18 protein-coding genes are annotated in these 19095 nt (G+C 72.6%); 12 read left to right on the top strand and 6 right to left on the bottom strand.

Annotation, left to right across the window (positions count from 1 at the left end):
- Positions 1-192 precede the first annotated feature (192 nt).
- Genes ACK4HH_RS11905 through ACK4HH_RS11895 form a run of 3 tightly spaced genes read left to right on the top strand, consistent with a single transcriptional unit; the run spans position 193 to position 3473 of the window.
- The gene (locus ACK4HH_RS11905; RefSeq protein WP_409652178.1) at positions 193-801 is read left to right on the top strand and encodes a hypothetical protein; all 609 of its coding nucleotides are present in this window, start codon (positions 193-195) and stop codon (positions 799-801) included.
- A gap of 56 nt (positions 802-857) precedes the next feature.
- Positions 858-2351: a DHA2 family efflux MFS transporter permease subunit gene (locus ACK4HH_RS11900; RefSeq protein ID WP_409652176.1), complete on the top strand. Its 1494-nt coding sequence runs from the start codon at positions 858-860 to the stop codon at positions 2349-2351.
- A gap of 3 nt (positions 2352-2354) precedes the next feature.
- Positions 2355-3473, top strand: a complete 1119-nt coding sequence (locus tag ACK4HH_RS11895) for a serine hydrolase domain-containing protein (protein WP_409652174.1) — start codon at positions 2355-2357, stop codon at positions 3471-3473.
- 31 nt (positions 3474-3504) lie between these two features.
- Here ACK4HH_RS11895 and ACK4HH_RS11890 read toward each other — a convergent pair whose 3' ends face one another.
- Positions 3505-4356, bottom strand: coding sequence for a PHP domain-containing protein (locus tag ACK4HH_RS11890; protein WP_409652172.1), 852 nt, complete (start codon positions 4354-4356; stop codon positions 3505-3507).
- 101 nt (positions 4357-4457) lie between these two features.
- Here ACK4HH_RS11890 and ACK4HH_RS11885 point away from each other — a divergent pair, with 101 nt between their 5' ends.
- From ACK4HH_RS11885 to ACK4HH_RS11875, 3 genes are all read left to right on the top strand, one after another.
- Positions 4458-5477 (top strand): endonuclease/exonuclease/phosphatase family protein, encoded by a 1020-nt coding sequence (locus ACK4HH_RS11885; RefSeq protein WP_409652169.1) that lies wholly within the window; start codon positions 4458-4460, stop codon positions 5475-5477.
- 37 nt (positions 5478-5514) lie between these two features.
- The gene (locus tag ACK4HH_RS11880; protein WP_409652166.1) at positions 5515-7020 is read left to right on the top strand and encodes an aminopeptidase P family protein; all 1506 of its coding nucleotides are present in this window, start codon (positions 5515-5517) and stop codon (positions 7018-7020) included.
- A 171-nt stretch (positions 7021-7191) separates the two neighbouring features.
- On the top strand, positions 7192-8712 hold the full coding sequence (locus ACK4HH_RS11875; RefSeq protein WP_409652164.1) for a DUF222 domain-containing protein: 1521 nt from the start codon (positions 7192-7194) through the stop codon (positions 8710-8712).
- Here ACK4HH_RS11875 and ACK4HH_RS11870 read toward each other — a convergent pair.
- Complete coding sequence (locus ACK4HH_RS11870; RefSeq protein ID WP_409652161.1) at positions 8709-9434, bottom strand: general stress protein; 726 nt, start codon at positions 9432-9434, stop codon at positions 8709-8711. The genes ACK4HH_RS11875 and ACK4HH_RS11870 overlap by 4 nt on opposite strands.
- A 36-nt stretch (positions 9435-9470) precedes the next feature.
- Between ACK4HH_RS11870 and ACK4HH_RS11865 the strand changes: the two genes are divergently transcribed.
- From ACK4HH_RS11865 to ACK4HH_RS11850, 4 genes are all read left to right on the top strand, one after another.
- The gene (locus tag ACK4HH_RS11865) at positions 9471-10787 is read left to right on the top strand and encodes a magnesium transporter MgtE N-terminal domain-containing protein (RefSeq protein WP_409652158.1); all 1317 of its coding nucleotides are present in this window, start codon (positions 9471-9473) and stop codon (positions 10785-10787) included.
- Positions 10774-11358 carry a DUF1003 domain-containing protein gene (locus tag ACK4HH_RS11860; RefSeq protein WP_409652155.1) on the top strand — a complete coding sequence of 195 codons (585 nt, stop codon included), beginning with the start codon at positions 10774-10776 and terminating at the stop codon, positions 11356-11358. The genes ACK4HH_RS11865 and ACK4HH_RS11860 overlap by 14 nt, the downstream gene beginning before the upstream one ends.
- A 47-nt stretch (positions 11359-11405) precedes the next feature.
- The gene (locus ACK4HH_RS11855; protein ID WP_409652152.1) at positions 11406-12566 is read left to right on the top strand and encodes an Mrp/NBP35 family ATP-binding protein; all 1161 of its coding nucleotides are present in this window, start codon (positions 11406-11408) and stop codon (positions 12564-12566) included.
- A 400-nt stretch (positions 12567-12966) separates the two neighbouring features.
- Positions 12967-13893 carry a LysR family transcriptional regulator gene (locus tag ACK4HH_RS11850; protein WP_409652149.1) on the top strand — a complete coding sequence of 309 codons (927 nt, stop codon included), beginning with the start codon at positions 12967-12969 and terminating at the stop codon, positions 13891-13893.
- Between the two features lie 124 nt (positions 13894-14017).
- On the opposite strand, the gene ACK4HH_RS11845 is transcribed toward ACK4HH_RS11850, so the two are convergent.
- The gene (locus ACK4HH_RS11845; protein WP_409652146.1) at positions 14018-14395 is read right to left on the bottom strand and encodes a twin-arginine translocase TatA/TatE family subunit; all 378 of its coding nucleotides are present in this window, start codon (positions 14393-14395) and stop codon (positions 14018-14020) included.
- Positions 14396-14457: 62 nt separating this feature from the next.
- On the opposite strand from ACK4HH_RS11845, the gene ACK4HH_RS11840 reads away from it, so the two are divergent.
- On the top strand, positions 14458-15087 hold the full coding sequence (locus tag ACK4HH_RS11840) for an O-methyltransferase (protein WP_409652143.1): 630 nt from the start codon (positions 14458-14460) through the stop codon (positions 15085-15087).
- Positions 15088-15112: 25 nt separating this feature from the next.
- On the opposite strand, the gene ACK4HH_RS11835 is transcribed toward ACK4HH_RS11840, so the two are convergent.
- From ACK4HH_RS11835 to dapE, 3 genes are all read right to left on the bottom strand, one after another.
- The gene (locus tag ACK4HH_RS11835; RefSeq protein WP_255158837.1) at positions 15113-15280 is read right to left on the bottom strand and encodes a DUF3117 domain-containing protein; all 168 of its coding nucleotides are present in this window, start codon (positions 15278-15280) and stop codon (positions 15113-15115) included.
- Between the two features lie 163 nt (positions 15281-15443).
- Positions 15444-16817 carry a hypothetical protein gene (locus ACK4HH_RS11830; protein ID WP_409652139.1) on the bottom strand — a complete coding sequence of 458 codons (1374 nt, stop codon included), beginning with the start codon at positions 16815-16817 and terminating at the stop codon, positions 15444-15446.
- On the bottom strand, positions 16814-17914 hold the full coding sequence (dapE, locus tag ACK4HH_RS11825; RefSeq protein WP_409652136.1) for a succinyl-diaminopimelate desuccinylase: 1101 nt from the start codon (positions 17912-17914) through the stop codon (positions 16814-16816). Before dapE ends, ACK4HH_RS11830 begins: the two co-directional genes overlap by 4 nt.
- 139 nt (positions 17915-18053) lie before the next feature.
- On the opposite strand from dapE, the gene dapD reads away from it, so the two are divergent.
- Positions 18054-19046: a 2,3,4,5-tetrahydropyridine-2,6-dicarboxylate N-succinyltransferase gene (gene dapD / locus ACK4HH_RS11820; protein ID WP_409652133.1), complete on the top strand. Its 993-nt coding sequence runs from the start codon at positions 18054-18056 to the stop codon at positions 19044-19046.
- Positions 19047-19095 lie beyond the last annotated feature (49 nt).

Below are 19095 nucleotides of genomic sequence, written 5' to 3'. Positions count from 1 at the left end.
CGTCGGGCGAGGCCCGCGCCGAGGGCTCGGGCGCCCCGCGCCGGCGCCGTCGCCGCCGCACGGGCGGCTCGGGCGGAGCATCCGGAACCGCAGCCGCCACGAGCTGACCCTCGCGCCGGGGGCGCGACTGCGGCACACTGGGGGCACCGGACGCGTGCTGGGGATGCGCGCGCCGGCGCATCGGAGGTCGCCATGCTCCGCACCCTCGCATCGACGGTCGCCCTCACGGGCGCGACAGCCCTGCTGCTGGCAGGATGCGCGATCGACCCGCCGCCCGCGCCCGACCCGATCGACCCGGGGGCCGAGGGCCAGCCCGACCCGGGTGGCCAGCCGACCGAGTGCATCGTGGGCGAGTGGCAGCTGGTGGTCGGGGTGTACTCGATCGACGCCGAGCGCTACCTGCTCGAGCTCGGCGCCCCCATCGAGGGCTTCCTGATGTCGGGCGCCCAGTTTCTGACCCTCACCGAAGACGGCCTCATGCTCGTCGAGACCGACCTGACGTCGACCGGCACGATCGTCACCGAATCGGTCGAGTTCCCGTTCTCGGTGCGCTCGGTCGAGAACGCGACGGCCGAGTGGGGTTGGTCGGCGAGCGATCTCGCGGGCGATGGCACGATCGAGATCGCCGAGTACCGCGTCGTCGACTCCGAGGTCGAGACACCGGAGGAGGCCGCCGAGGCGGGCGTCGAGCCGCCTGTTCCCGTCTTTGGCCAGGAGTCGGCGCTCGACGTCAACTGCGATGAGCAGACGCTGCTGCTGACGGGGGGCGGGCCGCTCTCCGCGGTGTTCGAGCGACGCTGAGGCGGGCATCCATCACCATCGGGAATGACGGCCGGCAGGAGTAGGTTGGGTTGCCTATGCCTGCCACTGCTGCTGAACCGCCCGCCTCCCCCACCGCGACCCTGCCCGACGCACCGACCGTGACCGACGCGCAGCGCCGCATCGTACTCGGCGTGCTCATCGGCTCGGCCTTCGTCGTCATCCTCAACGAGACGCTCATGGGCGTCGCGATCCCGCGGTTCATCGAGGTCTTCGGCATCACGGCGACCGCCGCGCAGTGGTTGACGACCGCGTTCATGCTCACCCTCGCGGTGGTCATCCCGATCACGGGCTGGCTGCTGCAGCGCTTCAGCACGCGCGCGCTCTTCGTCACGGCGATGTCGCTGTTCACGGCGGGCACGCTGCTCGGCGCGGTCGCGCCGGTGTTCGAGCTGCTGATCGTCGCGCGCGTCATTCAGGCGAGCGGCACGGCGATCGTCATGCCGATGCTCTTCACGACGGTGTTCGCGCTCGTCGCGCCCGAGAAGCGCGGGCAGGTCATCGGCACGGTCTCGACCGTGATCGCGGTGGCGCCGGCCGTCGGCCCCAGCCTGTCGGGCTTCATCCTCAGCATCGCCGACTGGCACTGGCTGTTCATCACGATGCTGCCGCTCACGACGACCGCGCTCATCATCGGCGCGGTACGCATGGTCGACGTCGGCCAGCGCCGCGGGTCGAAGCTGGATGTTCTCAGCGTGCTGCTCTCGATCCCCGGTTTCGGCGGCCTCGTGTACGGCCTCGCGCAGCTCGGTGAGGCAGGCCGCACCGAGCCGGGTGCGGGGCCGGACCCGGTGGTGACCGGCTTCGTCGCCCTGGGCGTGGGCGTCGTGGCGATCGCGCTGTTCGGCGTGCGCCAGGTGCGCCTGCAGCGCACCGACGATGCCCTTCTCGACCTGCGCACGTTCGGCGAGCGCCAGTTCACCCTGTCGATCAGCATCATCACGGTCGCGTCGATGGCCCTGTTCGGGGCGATCATCGTGATCCCGCTCTACGTGCAAGAGGTGCTCGGCGCCTCGCCGCTCGTCTCGGGCCTCATCATCTTGCCGGGCGCGCTGCTGCAGGGCCTGCTGGCACCCGTCATCGGCCGCCGGTACGACCGCGTCGGGCCGCGCTCGCTCGTGATCCCGGGCATCGTGCTCATGGCCTCGACCCTCTGGGTCATGTCGATGTTCTCGGCGGCCACGCCGATCTGGTTCGTCGCGGTGGCGAACATCGGGGTGAGCCTCGGCCTCGCGCTGCTGTTCACGCCGCTGCTGACCAACGGTCTCGCGGCGCTGCGCCCGCAGCTCAACCCCTACGGCTCGGCGATCGTCGGCACGGTGCAGCAGGTCGCGGGCGCGGCGGGCATCGCGCTGTTCCTCTCGGTCGCGGCGTTCATCTCGCCGCCCACTGGCGACGCGTCGATCACCGCTGACGGTGTGCGCGCAGCGTTCACGGTGGCGGCCGCCCTCGCGACGGCGATCATCCCGTTCGTGCTGCTCGTGCGCTGGGAGCGCGGCACGGCCCCGGTCGGGGCGGGCGGCGCCCACTAGCCCATGGCCACGCGGCGCGCCCTCGCCCTCGCGGTGCTGCTCGCCGCGCTACTGACGGGGTGCGCGCCGGCTGCCGCCCCCGCGGGCGGTGCGCGTGCGGGGGTCGGGGCGGGTGCGGAGGGCATCCAGCGACAGGCGAAGCTCGCGGGCGCGAGCGATGCGGTTCTCGCGGCGCTCGTGGCCGACGATGCGGCCGGATGCTCGGCGGCGGTCGGCCGCGACGGCACCGTGCTCTGGGCGGGGGCGCGCGGGCTCGCCGACCTGGCCGCGGGCACGCCGCTGACCACCGGCACCCGGTTCGAGGTGGCCTCGGTCTCGAAGCAGTTCACAGCGGCGCTCGTGCTGACGCTCGCCCGCGATGGACTCCTCCGCCTCGACGACCCCGTGAGCACCCACGTGGCGGGGTTGCCCGCCTGGGGCCGCACGGTGACGCTCGAGCAGCTGCTGCACCACACGGCGCGGCTGCCCGACTTCTGGATCGAGCTCGAGGCCGAGGGCATCGGCTTCAGCGATGCGGCCGACCAACGGTCGGTGCTCGCCGCCATCGGCCGGGTCGAGGCGCCGCTCGAGGGCGTCGGCTACGCCTACGCCAACAGCCACTACGTGCTGCTCGCGGCCGCGGTCGAGAGCGTCACGGGCGAGCCCTTCGCCGCGGCGCTCGCGACGCGCGTGCTGCAGCCGCTCGGCATCGACGCGACCGTCGAGCCCGCCACCGCGGCGGCCGACATCGCGGCCGGCTACGAGGTGGGCGGCGTGCCGGTCACGGCAGCCTGGGCGGTGGCCGGCCCGATCGGCATCGTCACGACACCGAGCGAGCTCGTGCGCTGGGCCGCGCAGTTCGCGCCCGGCGGGCTGCTCGCCGACGCCGAGGCGGGCGCCGTCGACTCGTCAGCGGGCGCCACCGACTCCCCCGACGACGACCGCCCGGGCGAACGCTACGGCGCGGGAATCCGCATCGACGCCGACGGCACACTCTTCCACGCGGGGCGCTGGGGCGGGTCGGTGAGCACCTTCCGGGTCGCCGCCGACCGCGCGCTGGCTGTCGCCGTGACGTGCAATCAGCGGGATGCTCCGCGCACCGAGATCGCCGACGCGCTCACCGCGCTCTGGGGCGCCCCGTGAGTTTCCCGGCACCGCGCCCCGGCACCGCGCCCTAGGCGCGAACGGGCGGCACGCCGCGCGTCGCGCCGATGAGGCGCTCGAACGCTTCGGGCGTCGTGGTGTTCTCGGCCAGCCGGTTCGGCTTGCCCTCGCCGTGGTAATCGCTCGACCCCGTCATGACGAGGTCGAAGCGCGCGGCCAGCTCGACGAGCCGCTCGCGGCCGTCGGGCGTGTTCTCGCGGTGGCCGACCTCGAGGCCCACGAGTCCGGCCTCGACCAGGCGGGCGAGCGACTCGCCATCGACGACGGCCTCGCGGCCGCGGGTCGCGGGATGAGCGAGCACGGGGGCACCGCCGGCCTCGGCGATCATCCTGACCCCATCGAGCACCGTGGGGGCCTCGTGGGGCAGGTAGTAGCCGCCCGAGAAGTGCAGGATCGACTCGAAAGCCGCGCTGCGGTTCGGCACGATGCCGCGCGCGACAAGGGCGTCGGCGATATGGGGGCGGCCGATCGAGACGCCGCCGCTCTGCGCGAGCACGTCGTCCCAGGTCACGTCGTAGTCCTCCGAGAGCCGGGCGACCATGCGCTCGGCCCGGTTGAGCCGGTCATCCCGCGTTCGGGCGGTCTCGCGCACGATCGCCGTGTCGTTCGGGTCGAAGAGGTAGCCGAGCACGTGCACGCTGCGCCACTCGTGCCGCGTGCTCAGCTCGATGCCGCGGATCACCTGCAGACCGCTGCCGGCGGCAGCCGTGAGCGCTTCGTCCCACCCCGCGGTCGAGTCGTGGTCGGTGATCGCCACGGTGTCGAGGCCCGCCTCGATCGCCGCGCGGATCAGCTGCGTCGGCGTCTCGGTGCCGTCGCTCACGCTGCTGTGCGTGTGCAGATCGATCGGGCCGCGGGTCATACCGCCATGCTACGGGCGGGATGCGGGGCCGGCGGTCGGGCGGTCGACGGGCATCCCGCACTCGGGAGCGGCAGCGCAGCGGCCGGTAGGCTCGACGCACCATGATCCGACGCATCCTCGCCGCCGTCATCATCGTCGGGGTCGCGGCGGCGCTGCTCGTGATCGCCTGGCCGGGGCTGTTCGGGGTAGCCGAGGCACCCGTCATCGCACAGCTCGTGTCGGTGCGCGCGCTCAGCTCGGCGCTCGCCATCGGGGCGGCCTTCACGCTCGCGCTGCTGGCCATGCTGTGGGCGGCCGCGCGGCGGTTCCTCGCCGCGCTCGCCCTGCTCGCGGTGCTCTTTGCCGGCATCAACGTGGCCGTGCTCTCGACGCGGGGGTTCGGCGACGAGTCGTTTCCGACCCGCGCTCCGGCCGAGCTTGCCGTGCTCTCGTGGAACACCCTCGGCGACGCCCCCGGCGCCGAGCGCATCGCCGAGCTCGTCATCGCCGAGCAGGCCGACATCGTCGTGCTGCCTGAGACGAGTCAAGACACGGCCGTCGCGGTCGCCGAGCTCACGCGCGCGCAGGGCCGGCCGATGTGGGTCTACTCGATCGCCTTCGACTACGTCGCCAAGGCGCGCTCGACGAGCGTTCTCATCTCGGTCGATCTCGGCGAGCACGTCGTCGACGATTCGCTCGGCAACACCTCGGTGCTGCCGAGCATCGTGCTGCGCCCCGTCGACGGCACGGGCCCGACGATCATCGGGGTGCACCCCGTCGCCCCCATCCCCGGCGAGCTCGACAACTGGCGCACCGACCTGCGCTGGGTCGAGTCGGTGTGCCGCGGCGAGCAGGTCATCCTCGCGGGCGACCTCAACGCGACCGCCGACCACTTTCGCGTCGTCGACCCCGAGGCGGGCGTCGCAGGTCTCGGCTTCGGCGACTGCCGCAACGCCGGGCTGCTCACGGGCAACGGCGCCGTCGGCACGTGGCCCACGCGCCTGCCGCCGCTGCTCGGCGCCCCGATCGACCACGTCTTCGTGACACCCGACATCACGGTGACGGGTATGCGCGTCATCACGACCGAAGACGGCAGCGGCAGCGACCACCGACCCGTGGTGGCGCGGCTCATCCTCGAGTGACGGCGGGCGAGCATCCGGCCGGTGCCAGAATGGGGGCATGACCGACGGCAAGGATGCTCCGCGCGCGACCGAGAACCGCTCGACCACCCCGGCGAGCGACGTGTTCCGCACCTATATCTCGAGCGGCTGGGCCGAGCGGCCCGCGTCGGCGACCTCGCAGCGGCCCGTCGCCGCGCGTGCCGCCGAGCGCCGCGCCCGCCTGTCGGCGCTCTACCGCGGCGTGCGCCTCGTGCTGCCCGCCGGCCCCGCGAAGCAGCGCTCGAACGACACCGACTACCCCTACCGCGCGCACTCGGCCTTCGCGCACCTGACGGGCTGGGGCGCCGACACGGTGCCCGGCAGCGTGCTCGTGCTCGAGCCGGCCGGCGACGCGCACGTGGCGACGCTGTACTTTCGCGAGGGCGCGGGCCGCGACTCGGACGAGTTCTACGCGAACCCCGAGATCGGCGAGTTCTGGACGGGGCCGCGCCCCTCGCTCGGCTCGGTCGCCGCCGATCTGGGGCTCGCGACGGCCGGGCTCGACGCGGTCGACGCCGTCTTCGCCGGGCTCGAGGCCGATGGCGCGGTCGAGACGCTCATCGTGCGCGAGGCCGACCGCGCCCTGACCGACCGGCTCGACGGCGCGCGCCTGCTGGCCGCCTCGGCCGAGGCGGGCGTCGACGTCGACACCGCTCGCGACGACGAGCTCGCGCGCGACCTCAGCGAGCTGCGGCTCGTGAAAGACGCGTGGGAGATCGCCGAGATGCGCCGTGCCGTCGCCGCCACGCAGCAGGGCTTCGACGACGTCATCGGCGACCTCGCCGCCATCGTCGCGCACCCGCGCGGCGAGCGGCTCGTCGAGGGCACCTTCAACCGCCGCGCGCGCGCCGAGGGCAACACGGTCGGCTACGACACCATCGCGGCGAGCGGCCCGCACGCGTGCATCCTGCACTGGACCCGCAACGACGGGCCCGTCGTGCCGGGCGACCTCATCCTCATCGACGCGGGCGTCGAGCTCGACAGCTACTACACGGCCGACATCACTCGCACGCTGCCGGTGTCGGGGGTTTTCACCGATGTGCAACGACGGGTGTACGAGGCCGTGCGCGAGGCGGCCGACGCGGCGTTCGCGATCGTTCGGCCGGGCATCCGGTTCCGAGAGATCCACGCGGCGGCGATGCAGGTGATCGCGGCGAAGACGGCCGAGTGGGGGCTGCTGCCGGTCAGTGCTGACGAGAGTCTTGCGCCCGACGCGGGGTATCACCGCCGGTACATGGTGCACGGAACCTCCCACCACCTCGGCCTCGACGTGCACGACTGCGGGCAGGCGCGGCGCGAGATGTACATGGACGGTGTCGTCTCGCCGGGAATGGTCTTCACGATCGAGCCGGGCCTCTACTTTCAGCCCGACGACCTCACCGTGCCGGCAGAGTACCGCGGCATCGGCGTGCGCATCGAAGACAACATCCTCGTGACGGCCGACGGGGCAGAGAACCTGTCGGCGGGCATCCCGCGCACCGCCGATGCGGTCGAAGAATGGATGCGGGGGCGCACCTCGCGCTAAGGCGAAGTTCCTCGCCTCGCCCGGTGACGGTGTTCGACGCGGAGCGCTCCTCCGCGACGGGATCCCCGGCTCTCGGGCCGCTCCTCCTCCACACCACACTGGTGCAACGACTTCTCCCAAGATTGCCCACCCGCCCTTGTTCGAACATATGTTCGATGAAACCATTGAGGCATGGCCTCCCTTCCGCCTCTCGAGCACCTCGCCACGGTCGTGGCCGCGCTCGAGCGCGAGCCGCTCAGCCCCGCGGCGCTGCGTGAGCTGGGCGATGCCGACCTCCTGTCGCTGACCGACCTCGGCGCGAGCGCGCGTCGCCTGCTCGACGCGCGCACGGCGCTCATCGCCGGCGAGCTCGCCCGGCGGTCACGTCCCGAGCTCGCGCACGAGGGCCTCGCGCAGCGGCTCGGGCACCGCACCGCCGAAGAGCTCGTGCGGGTCACGACCGGCGAGTCGCGGCGCGACGCGGCGACGGCCGTCAACGCCGGGCGGCTCCTCGCCGCGGCGAGCGGTGGCTCCGACGACACGCTCGATCCCGACACCCTGCCCCCCGCGCCGGCGCACCTCGAGCCCGCCATCGCCGGGGCCCGCCGCGGTGCCATGAGCGCCGCTGCCCTCGACGCCATCCGATCGGGGCTGGGCGATGCGAACGACGCGGTCTCGTCGGCGCTGCTGCGCGACGCGTGCGAGCGACTTGCCGAGGCCGCCGCGACGCTCGACGTCGATCGGCTGCACCGCTTCGCACGGCAGCTGCGCGAGGGCCTCGAGGCCGAGGCGATCGTCGATCGCGAGCGCGCGCAGCGCGAGGCCCGCTCGTTCCGGCTGACGGCACTGCCCGACGGCATGACCCGCGCGACGTGGTTGCTCGATCCCGAGTCGGCCGTGGTGGTGCGCGAGCTCGTCGATCGCGCGATCTCGCCGAAGCGCCGCTCGGTGCAGTTCGGCGACCCGGCCGACATCGACACGGCCGCGCGCATCGCCAACGATGACCGCACACCTGAGCAGTACGCGTCGGATGCCCTGCTGCACCTCCTCCTCGCCGGAGCCGATGCCGACTCGAGCATGATGCTCGGCACCGGAGCACCGAGCGTGCGGGTGCTCGTGACGGCGCGCGACCTGCTCCACGGAACCGGCCGCGGCGCTGGCGCTGGGGCTGGTGCTGGCTCTGGAACTGGCACTGGCACTGGCACTGGCACTGGCACTGGCACTGGCACTGGCACTGGAGCCGGCTCCGGCTCGCTCGAGCCCGCAGCCGGGCAGCCCGACGGCATCGTGGTGTCACTGCCGACCGTGCAGCGGCTGCTGTGCGGTGGCACCCAGACGCCGATCCTGATCGGATCAACCGGCCAGCCGCTCGATGTGGGTCGGTCGCAACGGCTCTTCACCAGTCGGCAGCGTGTGGCGCTCGCGGCACGAGACGCAGGCTGCCGGTGGCCTGGGTGCGAACGACCCCCGAGCTGGTGCGAAGCCCACCACATCGACCACTGGTTGCGTGACGACGGCGAGACCAATGTCGAGGCGGGCATCCTGCTCTGCCGGCACCACCATCTGCTCCTGCACGATCACGACTGGGGCATCACGAGAACCGACGACGCGGCGGGCTATGCCCTCGTGCCGCCAGCGACGGTCGACCCGCACCGACGACCACGCCCGATGCCCAGCCGAAGCCGGGAGTGGCAGCGCGCCCTCGCGAGCTAGCGCCTCGCCGAGGCGTCGTCGGCAGGCGCCTCGACGACAGGCGCGTCGACGGCAGGGGTGTCGACGACAAGAGTGTCGACGACAGGCGCGTCGACGACAGGAGTGTCGACGGCAGGCGTGCCGTCGGCAGGTGCGTCGACAGCACCGGCGTCAGCAGCAGCACCCGCGTCCGCCGCGGTATCCGTAGCCCCACCCGACGACGGGGTCGCGGGCGGCTCCGGCAGGGGCGGAGGCCAGGTCGACCCTCCCGCGAGCACCTGCCGCGCGCGGGCCGTCTGACTCGGATCGATGAGGATCTGGTAGCTCCCTGCGAGCACCTGGTGGGTCGAGCTGAAGTCGCGCCGACGCCGGTTGATCGCGTAGGTGGTGATGCCGAAGATCATGCCGAATCCCGAGCCGATGAATCCCGCCGCGACGATGAACGACAGCTCGGGCGCGGGCGAGAACAAGAACAGCAGCATGCCGAAGAAGAGCCCCAGCCACGCTCCGCTGGCCGCGCCCGAGAGCGCCGCGCGACCATAGCTGAGTCGACCGGTGATGCGCTCGACGGTCTTGAGATCGCTTCCGACGATCGCCATCCCCTTGACCGCGAACTCGGCCTTCGCGAGCCGATCGACGACCTTCTGCGCCTCGGGGTATGACTCGTACTCGCCCAGCACATCGCCACGCGGCACGGTCGGCGGGGCCGAGGTGCGGCGCGTGAAGGGGCTCGAATTGCTCACCCGAACATTCTGACAGGCCGGGGATATGGTTGAGCCGTGAGCACCGCCCGAGTCTTCGTCGCACGCCTGTCGGGGTGCGCCGTCTTCGACCCCGCCGGCGACCGCGTCGGCCGCGTGCGCGACGTGCTCGTCGTCTACCGCCGCAACGACCCCCCTCGCGTCGTCGGGCTTATCGTGGAGGTTCCCGGTCGCCGACGGGTTTTCCTCTCGATCGGCCGCGTCACGAGCATGAGCGGAGGCCAGGTCATCACGACGGGCCTCATCAACCTGCGCCGCTTCGCGCAGCGCGGGGGCGAGGTGCGCGTGCTCGCCGAGCTCGTCGGCCGCTCGGTGACCTTGCGCGAGGGCGGCACCGCCGCCACGATCGAAGACGTCGCCATCGTCGAAGCCGGGCCCGGCGAATGGGCCGTCGATCAGCTGTTCGTGCGCAAGCCGCGCGCTGTGCCGACCCCGTTCTCGAAGGGCAGCACCCTCTTCGTACGCTGGAGCGATGTCGCCGAAGACGCGGCATCCGGCCAGCCGCAGAGCGCCGAGCAGCTCGTCGCGACCTACAACGAGCTGCTGCCGGCCGACCTCGCCACCTCGCTGCTCGAGCTGCCCGAGTCGCGCCGCATCGAGGTGGCCGAAGAGCTCTCAGACGAACGCCTCGCTGACGCCCTCGAAGAGATGCCCGAGACCGAGCAGGTGCAGATCATCTCGCAGCTCGACGACGAGCGCGCCGCCGACGTGCTCGACCAGATGGAGCCCGACGACGCGGCCGACCTCATCGCCCAGCTTCCGGTGCTGCGCGGCGAGGCCCTGCTCGACCTCATGGAGCCCGAAGAAGCCGACGACGTGCGCTTCTTGCTCAGCTACGACGCCGATACCGCCGGCGGTCTCATGACGACCGAACCCATCATCGTCTCGGCCGACGCGACGGTCGCCGAGGGTCTCGCCCTCATCCGCCGCCACGAGCTCGCCCCCGCGATCGGGGCTGCCATCTGCGTCACCCTGCCGCCGTACGAGCCGCCCACCGGCCGCTTCCTCGGCATGGTCCACTTCCAGCGGATGCTGCGCTACCCGCCGCACGAACGCCTCGGCACGATCCTCGATCGCAGTGTCGAGCCCGTGAGCCCCGAGACCTCGGCCGCCGAGGTCTCGCGCCGCCTCGCGAGCTACGACCTCGTGTCGCTCCCCGTCGTCGACGAGAACCACCGGCTCGTGGGCGTCGTCACGATCGACGACGTGCTCGATTACCTGCTGCCCGACGACTGGCGCAGCGCCGACCACGAGGGCGCGCCCGCGCCGGGCTCTGCCGCAGCTCGGCGCCGTGGCACCGTCGCCGCACGAAGGGCCGGCAATGGCCCGGCGTGACGGCGACCGCCGACGGGGCTCGCGCCGCCCCGAGGTGCGCCTCGACTCGCCCAAAGGCATGCGCACGCCCTTCGTGCCACGGTTCTCGAGCGGCAACGATCGCATGGGTCGGTTCTCTGAAGCCTTCGCGCGCGGCATGGGCACGCCCTGGTTTCTCGTCGGCATGTCGGTCTTCGTCGTGGTGTGGCTCGTCTACAACTCCGTCGCGCCCGTCGACGCGCAGTTCGACCCCCGCGCCCTCAACTTCACGCTGCTCACGCTCATCCTCTCGCTGCAGGCCTCGTACGCGGCACCCATGATCCTGCTCGCGCAGAACCGGCAAGACGACCGCGACCGCGTGCAGATCGAGCAAGACCGGCAGCGCGCCGAGCGCAACCTCGCCGACACCGAGTACCTCGCGCGCGAGGTCGTCGCCCTGCGGCTCGCCATGAAAGACGTCGCGACGAAAGAGTTCTTGCGGGCCGAGCTGCGCGCCCTGCTCGACGAGCTCGACCGCCGCGATGACGAGAACGCCGCCCAGGCCGAGGCCGCCGCCGAAGACGACCTCGCGCGCAACGCCCGCGAGCGATGACGCCCGGCACTCCCCCGTCGCCCCCGTCCGGCGACGAGCAGCCGCCGGTGCGCGGCGCACGCGCCGACGTCACGGCAGACGCCGACGCGACGGCCCCCGCCGGCGATGAGCAGCACCCGCTCGCTCTCGCCGTACGACAGGCCCTGGCGCGGGTGGTCGACCCCGAGATCCGCCGACCCATCACCGAGCTCGACATGGTGCCGCGCGTCAGCGCGCAGGGCGACCGCGTTGATATCGACCTGCGGCTGACGATCGTGGGCTGCCCCGCCGCGACGGCGATCGAGCGCGATGTGCGGGCCGCAGCATCCACCGTCTCGGGGGTCGGCGAGGTGCGGGTCGACGTCGGGGTCATGGATGCCGCGACGCGCGATGCCCTCATCACCCGGCTGCGCGGCGACCGGCCGAGCGGTCACCCCTTCACAGCCGACTCGCTCACGCGGGTGATCGCCGTCACGAGCGGCAAGGGCGGCGTCGGAAAGTCGACTCTCACGGCCAACCTCGCCGTCGCGCTCGCGGCGCAGGGGCTGCGTGTCGGGCTCGTCGACGCCGACGTCTTCGGCTTCTCGATCCCGGGCCTGCTCGGCATCGCCGACGCGAAGCCGACGCAGGTGGGCGGACTCATCATGCCGCCGCGCGCGCACGGCGTCGCCGTGATCTCGATCGGCATGTTCGTGGATGCCCGCACCGCGGTCTCGTGGCGCGGGCCCATGCTGCACCGCACGGTGCAGCAGTTTCTCACCGACGTGCACTTCGGCGACCTCGACGTGCTGCTGCTCGACATGCCGCCCGGCACGGGCGATGTCGCGATCTCGGCCGGGCAGCTCTTGCCCCACGCCGAGGTTCTGGTCGTGACGACACCGCAGCGCGCGGCGGCCGACGTGGCCGAGCGCTCGGGACTCGTCGCCCGCCAGACCGGCCAGACCGTCATCGGCGTCGTCGAGAACATGGCGGGACTCGCCCAGCCCGACGGCAGCGTGCTCGAGCTGTTCGGCTCGGGCGGCGGGGCCGAGACGGCGGCGCGCCTCGAGGTGCCCCTGCTGGCGCAGGTGCCGCTGAGCATCGCCCTGCGTGAGGGCGGAGACGCGGGCGAGCCGATCGTGCTGCGGCCCGGCGATGCCGCGGGAGACGCGATCACGCGGCTCGCGGCGGAGCTGGCGCGGCGTGGGCGCGGGCTCGCCGGACGCAAGCTCGGACTCAGCCCGCGCTGACCCGCGCGCTCACCCGCGCGCCCACGGCGCGTCGGCACTGCGAGGCCGCACCGCGCGCGACCGGACGTCTGGCCCGACGTCTGGCCCGACGACGACGGCCGTCGGATCCCGCGCTCGCCCCTGGAAAGGCGAGCACGAGGTCCGACGGCCGTCGCGGGAGCGCGCCCAAGGGCGCCGGGCTCAGCGCTGGATCGCGGGCACGCGGCGGTAGCCGTCGCGAGCAGCGGTCACGATCGTCGCCACAACAGCGGCAACGGCGAGAAGGGCGATGGTGATGAGCACGGCGGTCATGTCGGGGGTCTCCTTGGTTTCCTGAACGCCTCTATTCCACCGTGCGGCAGTGTTTAGCACAATCGATACTTTCTGAACTTACACTTCAGTTGTGCTTTAGTGTCGTGCCATGGACATCCGTCGACTCCACCTGCTGCGCGAGCTCGCCGACCGGGGCAGCATCACCGCGGTCGCCGCGGCGACGCACCGCACCGCATCCGCCGTCTCGCAGCAGCTCAAGGTGCTCGAGACCGAAGTCGGCGTGCCCCTCACCGAGCGCCACGGCCGCGGACTGGTGCTCACGGGGGCCGGCCTCGCGCTCGCCGACACCGCCCGACGCATCGCCGTCGCGATCGAATCGGCCGAGGCGCTCTGGGACGAGTTCACGCAGAGCCCGCGGGGGTCGGTCTCGATCAGCGCGTTCCCGACGGCCGGGCAGATGCTGCTGCCCGGCGTGCTGCGCTCGCTGCGCGACGAGCCCGGGCTCGAGGTCGTGGTCACCGACCACGACATGCCCTTACCCGACTTCGCCCAGCTCACGCCCGACTACGACATCGTCATCGCCGATTCGCAGGGCATCCCCGCCCACTGGCAAGAGTGCGGGCTGCGCGTCGTGCCCCTCATGACCGAGCCGTTCGACGTGGCCCTGCCGGTGGGGCACCCGCTCGTCGAGCGGAGCGTCGTTCGAGCCGTCGACCTCGTCGACGAAGACTGGATCGGCGCACCCGTCGGCTACCCCTACGACCGTGTTCACGAGCGGCTGTCGGCCGCGGTCGGCCGCGAGCCGCGCATTGTGCAGCGCATCATGGACAACCTCATCGTCGAGCGCCTCGTGGCGGCGGGCGTCGGCATCGCGATTCTGCCGCGCTTCACCACGCGCAGCCACGGCAACGGCATCGTCACGCGCCCGATCAGCGGTCTGCCCGCCGAGCGTCAGATCTCTGCGCTGCTGCGCGCCGACCGGGCCGAGCGGCCGAGCGTGCGCCGCGTGCTCGAACTGCTGCAGGCCGAGGCCGTGCGGGTCGTCGAGGGGTACCGCACGGTCGGCGAGCGCTGACCGCATCAACCCCGCGAGCGGCGCGGCGCGAACCCGCGGCGGGCGCTGACCGAGCGGCGCTCCCTCGAGAGCAGCGGGGCGCGAACCCGCCCCGAGCGCTGAGCGCGCATCCCGCAGCTACGGCCTAGGTCGCCTCGGAATCGAACGGTGCCGGCCTGCCCTCGCGGATGAGCCGCTGCCGCTGCGCGTACGCCGACTCGCGCACCGGCGCTGCCGCCCCCGGGCCGGGGCGCGCGGCGGGCGCGGGCTCGTCGGTCAGCGCCTCGCGGATGATGCGCCGCGGGTCGTACTGCCGCGGGTCGAGCTTCTTCCAGTCGACATCGTCGTAGTCGGGGCCCATCTCTTCGCGCATGCGCGTCTTCGCGCCGTTCGCCATGTCGCGCAACGACCGCACGAGACGCCCGAACTGCGCGGCATAGCCCGGCAGGCGGTCGGGGCCGATGAGGATGACCGCGATCAGCCCGATGAGCAGCAGCTTCTCGATCGTCAGGCCCCAGGACACCCCTCGAGAATAGCCCGGTCGACGGAGGTCTTCGCCCTAGGCTGGAGGCGAGAAGGAGCACCGTGGCCAGCAAAGACCTGTCGTGGAAGTACGTCGAAGACCAGACGGTCGAATCCGACGTGATCCGCGCCGCGCGCGCCCAGTCGCTCGAGCTCGGCGTCGAGCCCGTGAGCCCCGCGACCGGCGCCCAGCTCGCGGTCGTCGCCGCCGCCCTCGCGGCCGAGTCGATCATCGAGATCGGCACCGGAATCGGGGTCTCGGGGCTGTGGCTGCTGCAGGGGGCTCCGGATGCTCAGCTCACCTCGATCGACGTCGAAGCCGACCACCACGAGGCCGCCCGCCGGCACTTCACCGATGCGGGGCACACACCCGCACGAGTGAGACTCATCACCGGACGCGCCGCCGACGTGCTACCGCGCATGAACGAGCACGACTACGACGTCGTGCTCGTCGACGCCGACGCAGGCTCGCTGCTCGAGAACATCGAGCACGCCCTGCGCCTGGTGCGCGCGGGCGGCGCCGTGCTCGTGCCGCACGCCCTGTGGCGCGACACCGTGGCCGACCCCGCGAAGCGCGACGGCGTGACGGCCGACCTGCGCGCGCTGCTCGCCGAGCTGCGCGCGTCGACCGCCGTGCACGTGGCGATCTCGCCGGTCGGCGACGGGCTGCTGCAGCTCGTCACCGCGCGCTGAGCGCGGCGAGAAACGTCGGTGAGCGCTAGCCGATCGCGGCCGCGAGCGCGTCGTGCAGCTCTTTGGCCTCATCGTCGTTGACCGACACCACGAGGCGCCCGCCACCCTCAAGGGGCACGCGCACGATGATGAGGCGACCCTCTTTGACAGCCTCCATCGGGCCGTCGCCGGTCCTGGGCTTCATGGCTGCCATGTGGTCTCCCCTTTCGCTGAACAGTGCCCCTTATTATCCCTCACACTCGCTCAACGGCTAAATCGAGCAAGCCCGTCGAGCGGCGCCGCGAGCACGGTTCACGCAGTGTTCACTCGCGGCGCGCGCACAGCGGGGCCGAGCAGCGCGCGCGGATCGCGGCCGATCACGGGGGCGTCCAGTCATAGCCGTCGACCCACCAGCCGATGTGCACCCACGCGATCTGGCCGAGCACACCGAGCACCAAGGCCAGCACGGCGATCAGCACCCGCAGCCCGCGCGCGCGGCCCGGCGACCAGCGCGCACCGAGGCGCCCGGAGCCGACGCTCGCGATGCCGAGGGCGAGCGCCCCCAGAACGGGCGCGAGCGGCACGAGCAGCCGGAACGTGCTCGACTGCGGAAAGAAGACGGCGAGCAGGTAGAGCGCGTAGGCGATGATCCAGAACCGCAGCTCGATCGGCATGCGACGCATCGCGGGCAGGGCGAACGCGGCCGCCGCGAGGGCCAGCACCGCGATCAGGATGACCGGCCCCAGCACCTCGCCCGCCGACCACGGCAGCCCCGGCAGGGCCGGCCCCGGCCACCACTGCTGCCCCGCCCACCACTGCGCGCCCTGCACCCACGGAGTGAACGGCAGCAGCTCGACATCACCGACGTAGGGCCGCCGCCAGGCCAGCTCGGTCTCGAGGTACCCGCGCAACTCTCCCGTCGAGAGCGCGACGATGCCCGGCCAGGCGAGGCCCGCGAGCCCGGCGATGACGGCCGCGGCGCCCAGCCGCACCCGCTCGACGGTCTCGAAGGGTTCGTCGCGGCGGCGCATCCACCGCCAGCCCCAGACGAGCACGAGCAGCAGGGCGAAGGCGAGCCCGCTCGGCCGGGTGAGCGCCATGACCGTGACGACGAACGGCAGCACGACCCACTGCCGATCGAGCACGAGGATGAGCGCGCCGAACAGCAGTGCGAGGTGCAGCGACTCGGCATAGCCCACCTGCAGGATAGGCGACAGCGGGGCGACGCAGAACAGCGCCGTCGCGAGCATCGCGGTGCCGGCGCTCAGCCAGCGTCGAGCGAGCACGAAGAACAGCAGCGCGGCGGCGGCGCTCGCGAGCACCGAGATCGTCACGGCGACGGCAGCGAAGCCCTGCGCCGAGAAGTCGCCTGTGAGCGCCATGCCGATGCGCACGAGCCCCGGGTACACGGGCATGAACGCCCACGCGCTCTCGCCGGCGAGCCCGTTCTCGTCGCGCGGGATCTCGCTCGGGTACCCGACGACGGCGATGATGTAGTACCAGTGGGCGTCCCACAGCCGCGCGAAGTCGAGGTAGCCGGGGTTCGCGCCCGTCCACGCGTTCTCGCCCTGCCGAGCCGCGAACGACAGCAGGATGCCCGTGGTCACGAGCCGCGACGCCCCCCAGATGCCGAGCACGCCGACCCACCAGGGCAGGCGGCGCACGCGCTCGAGCACGGCACCCGCGCGACGCGTGGGCACACCCGGCCGCGCGCGCAGGTCGGCGAACGCCGTCGGGCGCTGCGCGCTCACGCCCCGCTCAACCACGCCCGCAGCCCGCGCTCGCAGGCGATGATCTGCTCGACCGGCACGCGCTCGTCGTCGGTGTGGGCGAGCGAGGGGTCTCCGGGACCGTAGTTGACGGCCGGGATGCCGAGCTCGGCGAAGCGAGCGACGTCGGTCCAGCCGTACTTCGGCGCGGGCGTGCCGCCGACCGCTGCCACGAAGTGCTGCGCGAGCGGAGCATCCAGCCCCGGGCGGGCCCCGCCGCTCGCATCGGTGACCGTCAGCGTCATCTCGGGGGCCACGCCGCCGAAGAGATCGCGCAGGTACTGCTCGGCCTGCGCGACGCTCTTATCGGGGGCGAAGCGGTAGTTGACCGTGAGCACGGCGTCGTCGGGGATGACGTTGCCGGCGACTCCCCCGCGCACGCCGACGGCGTTGAGGCCCTCGCGGTAGGCGAGGCCGTCGACCTCGATCGTCGCGGGCTCGAAGCGCGCGAGCAGGTCGAGCGCCGGGGCGAGAGCGTGGATGGCGTTGACGCCCATCCACGCGCGGGCCGAGTGGGCCCGGCGCCCCGTCGCCGCGAGCTCGACGCGCAGCGTGCCGTTGCAGCCGCCCTCGACGCCGGCGTTGCTCGGCTCGCCGAGAATCGCGAAGTCGGCCGCGAGCAGCTCGGGCCGCGTGCGGGCGAGGCGCCCGAGGCCGTTGAGGCTCGCCTCGACCTCTTCGTGGTCGTACCAGACCCACGTCACGTCGTAGGCGGGCGCATCGAGCGCGACGGCGAGCGCGAGCATGACGGCGCAGCCGCCCTTCATGTCGACCGTGCCGCGGCCGTGCAGGGTGCCGGTGACGGCATCGCCCTCGAGCCGGCTCGGCAGGTTCGCGTTCACGGGCACGGTGTCGATGTGGCCCGCGATGACGACCCGTTGCGCGCGGCCGAGCGCCGTGCGGGCGACGATCGCGTCGCCGTCGCGCAGCACCGTGAGGTGCGGGGCGTGGATGCTCAGCACGCGCTCGATCGCGTCGGCGAGCATCCGCTCATCGCCGGAGACGCTCGCGATGTCGACCATCGCCGCCGTCAGGGCCACGACGCCCTCGTCGAGCGGGAGGATCGGCGTCTCGGTCATCTCACCAGCGTAATCGGCCGTGCGCGTTCGCTCCTTCGGGTTCGTCGCTGTGGAACACGGCGTGCCGACGCGCGGCGTCGGCGTGTCGCGCTGCCGGCCAGCACGAACCAGCGCGCGATCACGCCGGTAGCCTGGAGGCATGTCGAGCCCCGCCGCCACTGCCAGCGATTCCGAGCGCGCCACGCGCCACGCCTGGGGCTACGGCCTCGTCACGCTGCGCATCGCCGACGGCGCCGAGCTCGACGCCTGGTACCCGCACCCCGCGCTCGGCACGCTGCCGCACGGGCGCGACCCCTACATCGTGCCCGCCGAGATCGAGCACCTGCAGGGCGAGGACGCGCGCCGGGGGGTGCGGCGCGAGGCCCGCACGATCTCGATCGACCTCGATGCGCCGCCGGCATCCACGCCCGATGCCTACCTGCGCCTGCACCTCCTGAGCCACCGCCTCGTCGCCCCCAACACCCTCAATCTCGACGGAATCTTCGGGCACCTGCCGATCGTCATGTGGACGACCGCGGGGCCGATGCACCCCGACGACTTCGACGCCCGGCGCCCGGCGCTGCAGCAGGCGGGCATCTCGGCGCTCGGCATCGACAAGTTCCCGCGCCTGCTCGACTACGTCACGCCCCCGCGCGTGCGCATCGCCGATGCCTCGCGCGTGCGCCTCGGCGCCTACGTCTCGCCCGGCACGACGGTCATGCACGAGGGCTTCATCAACTTCAACGCCGGAACCCTCGGCACCTCGATGGTCGAGGGCCGCATCAGCCAGGGCGTCGTCGTGGGCGACGGCAGCGACATCGGCGGCGGCGCCTCGATCATGGGCACGCTCTCGGGCGGCGGCACGCACCGCATCGCGATCGGCGAGCGCGCCCTGCTCGGCGCCAACAGCGGCATCGGCATCTCGATCGGTGACGACTCGGTCGTCGAGGCGGGCCTCTACGTGACCGCCGGCCAGAAGGTCGTCGTCGTCGACGGCACGCTCGGGCCCGACGGGCAGCCGCGCACCGTCAAGGCCGCCGAGCTCTCGGGCGTGCCGGGGCTGCTGTTCCGCCGCAGCTCGCTCACGGGAGCCGTCGAAGTGCTGCCCCGCACGGGCGCGGGCGTGCAGCTCAACGAGGCCCTGCACGCGTAAAGCCGGGCGTGGGGGTGGGGGTAGCGGGGAACCCCCCCCCCCCCCCTGT

The organism is Microcella sp., assembly GCF_046296455.1.
Taxonomy (GTDB): domain Bacteria; phylum Actinomycetota; class Actinomycetes; order Actinomycetales; family Microbacteriaceae; genus Microcella.
Note: the sequence above shows the minus strand (reverse complement) of the source record. Positions and strands in the feature narration are given on the sequence as shown.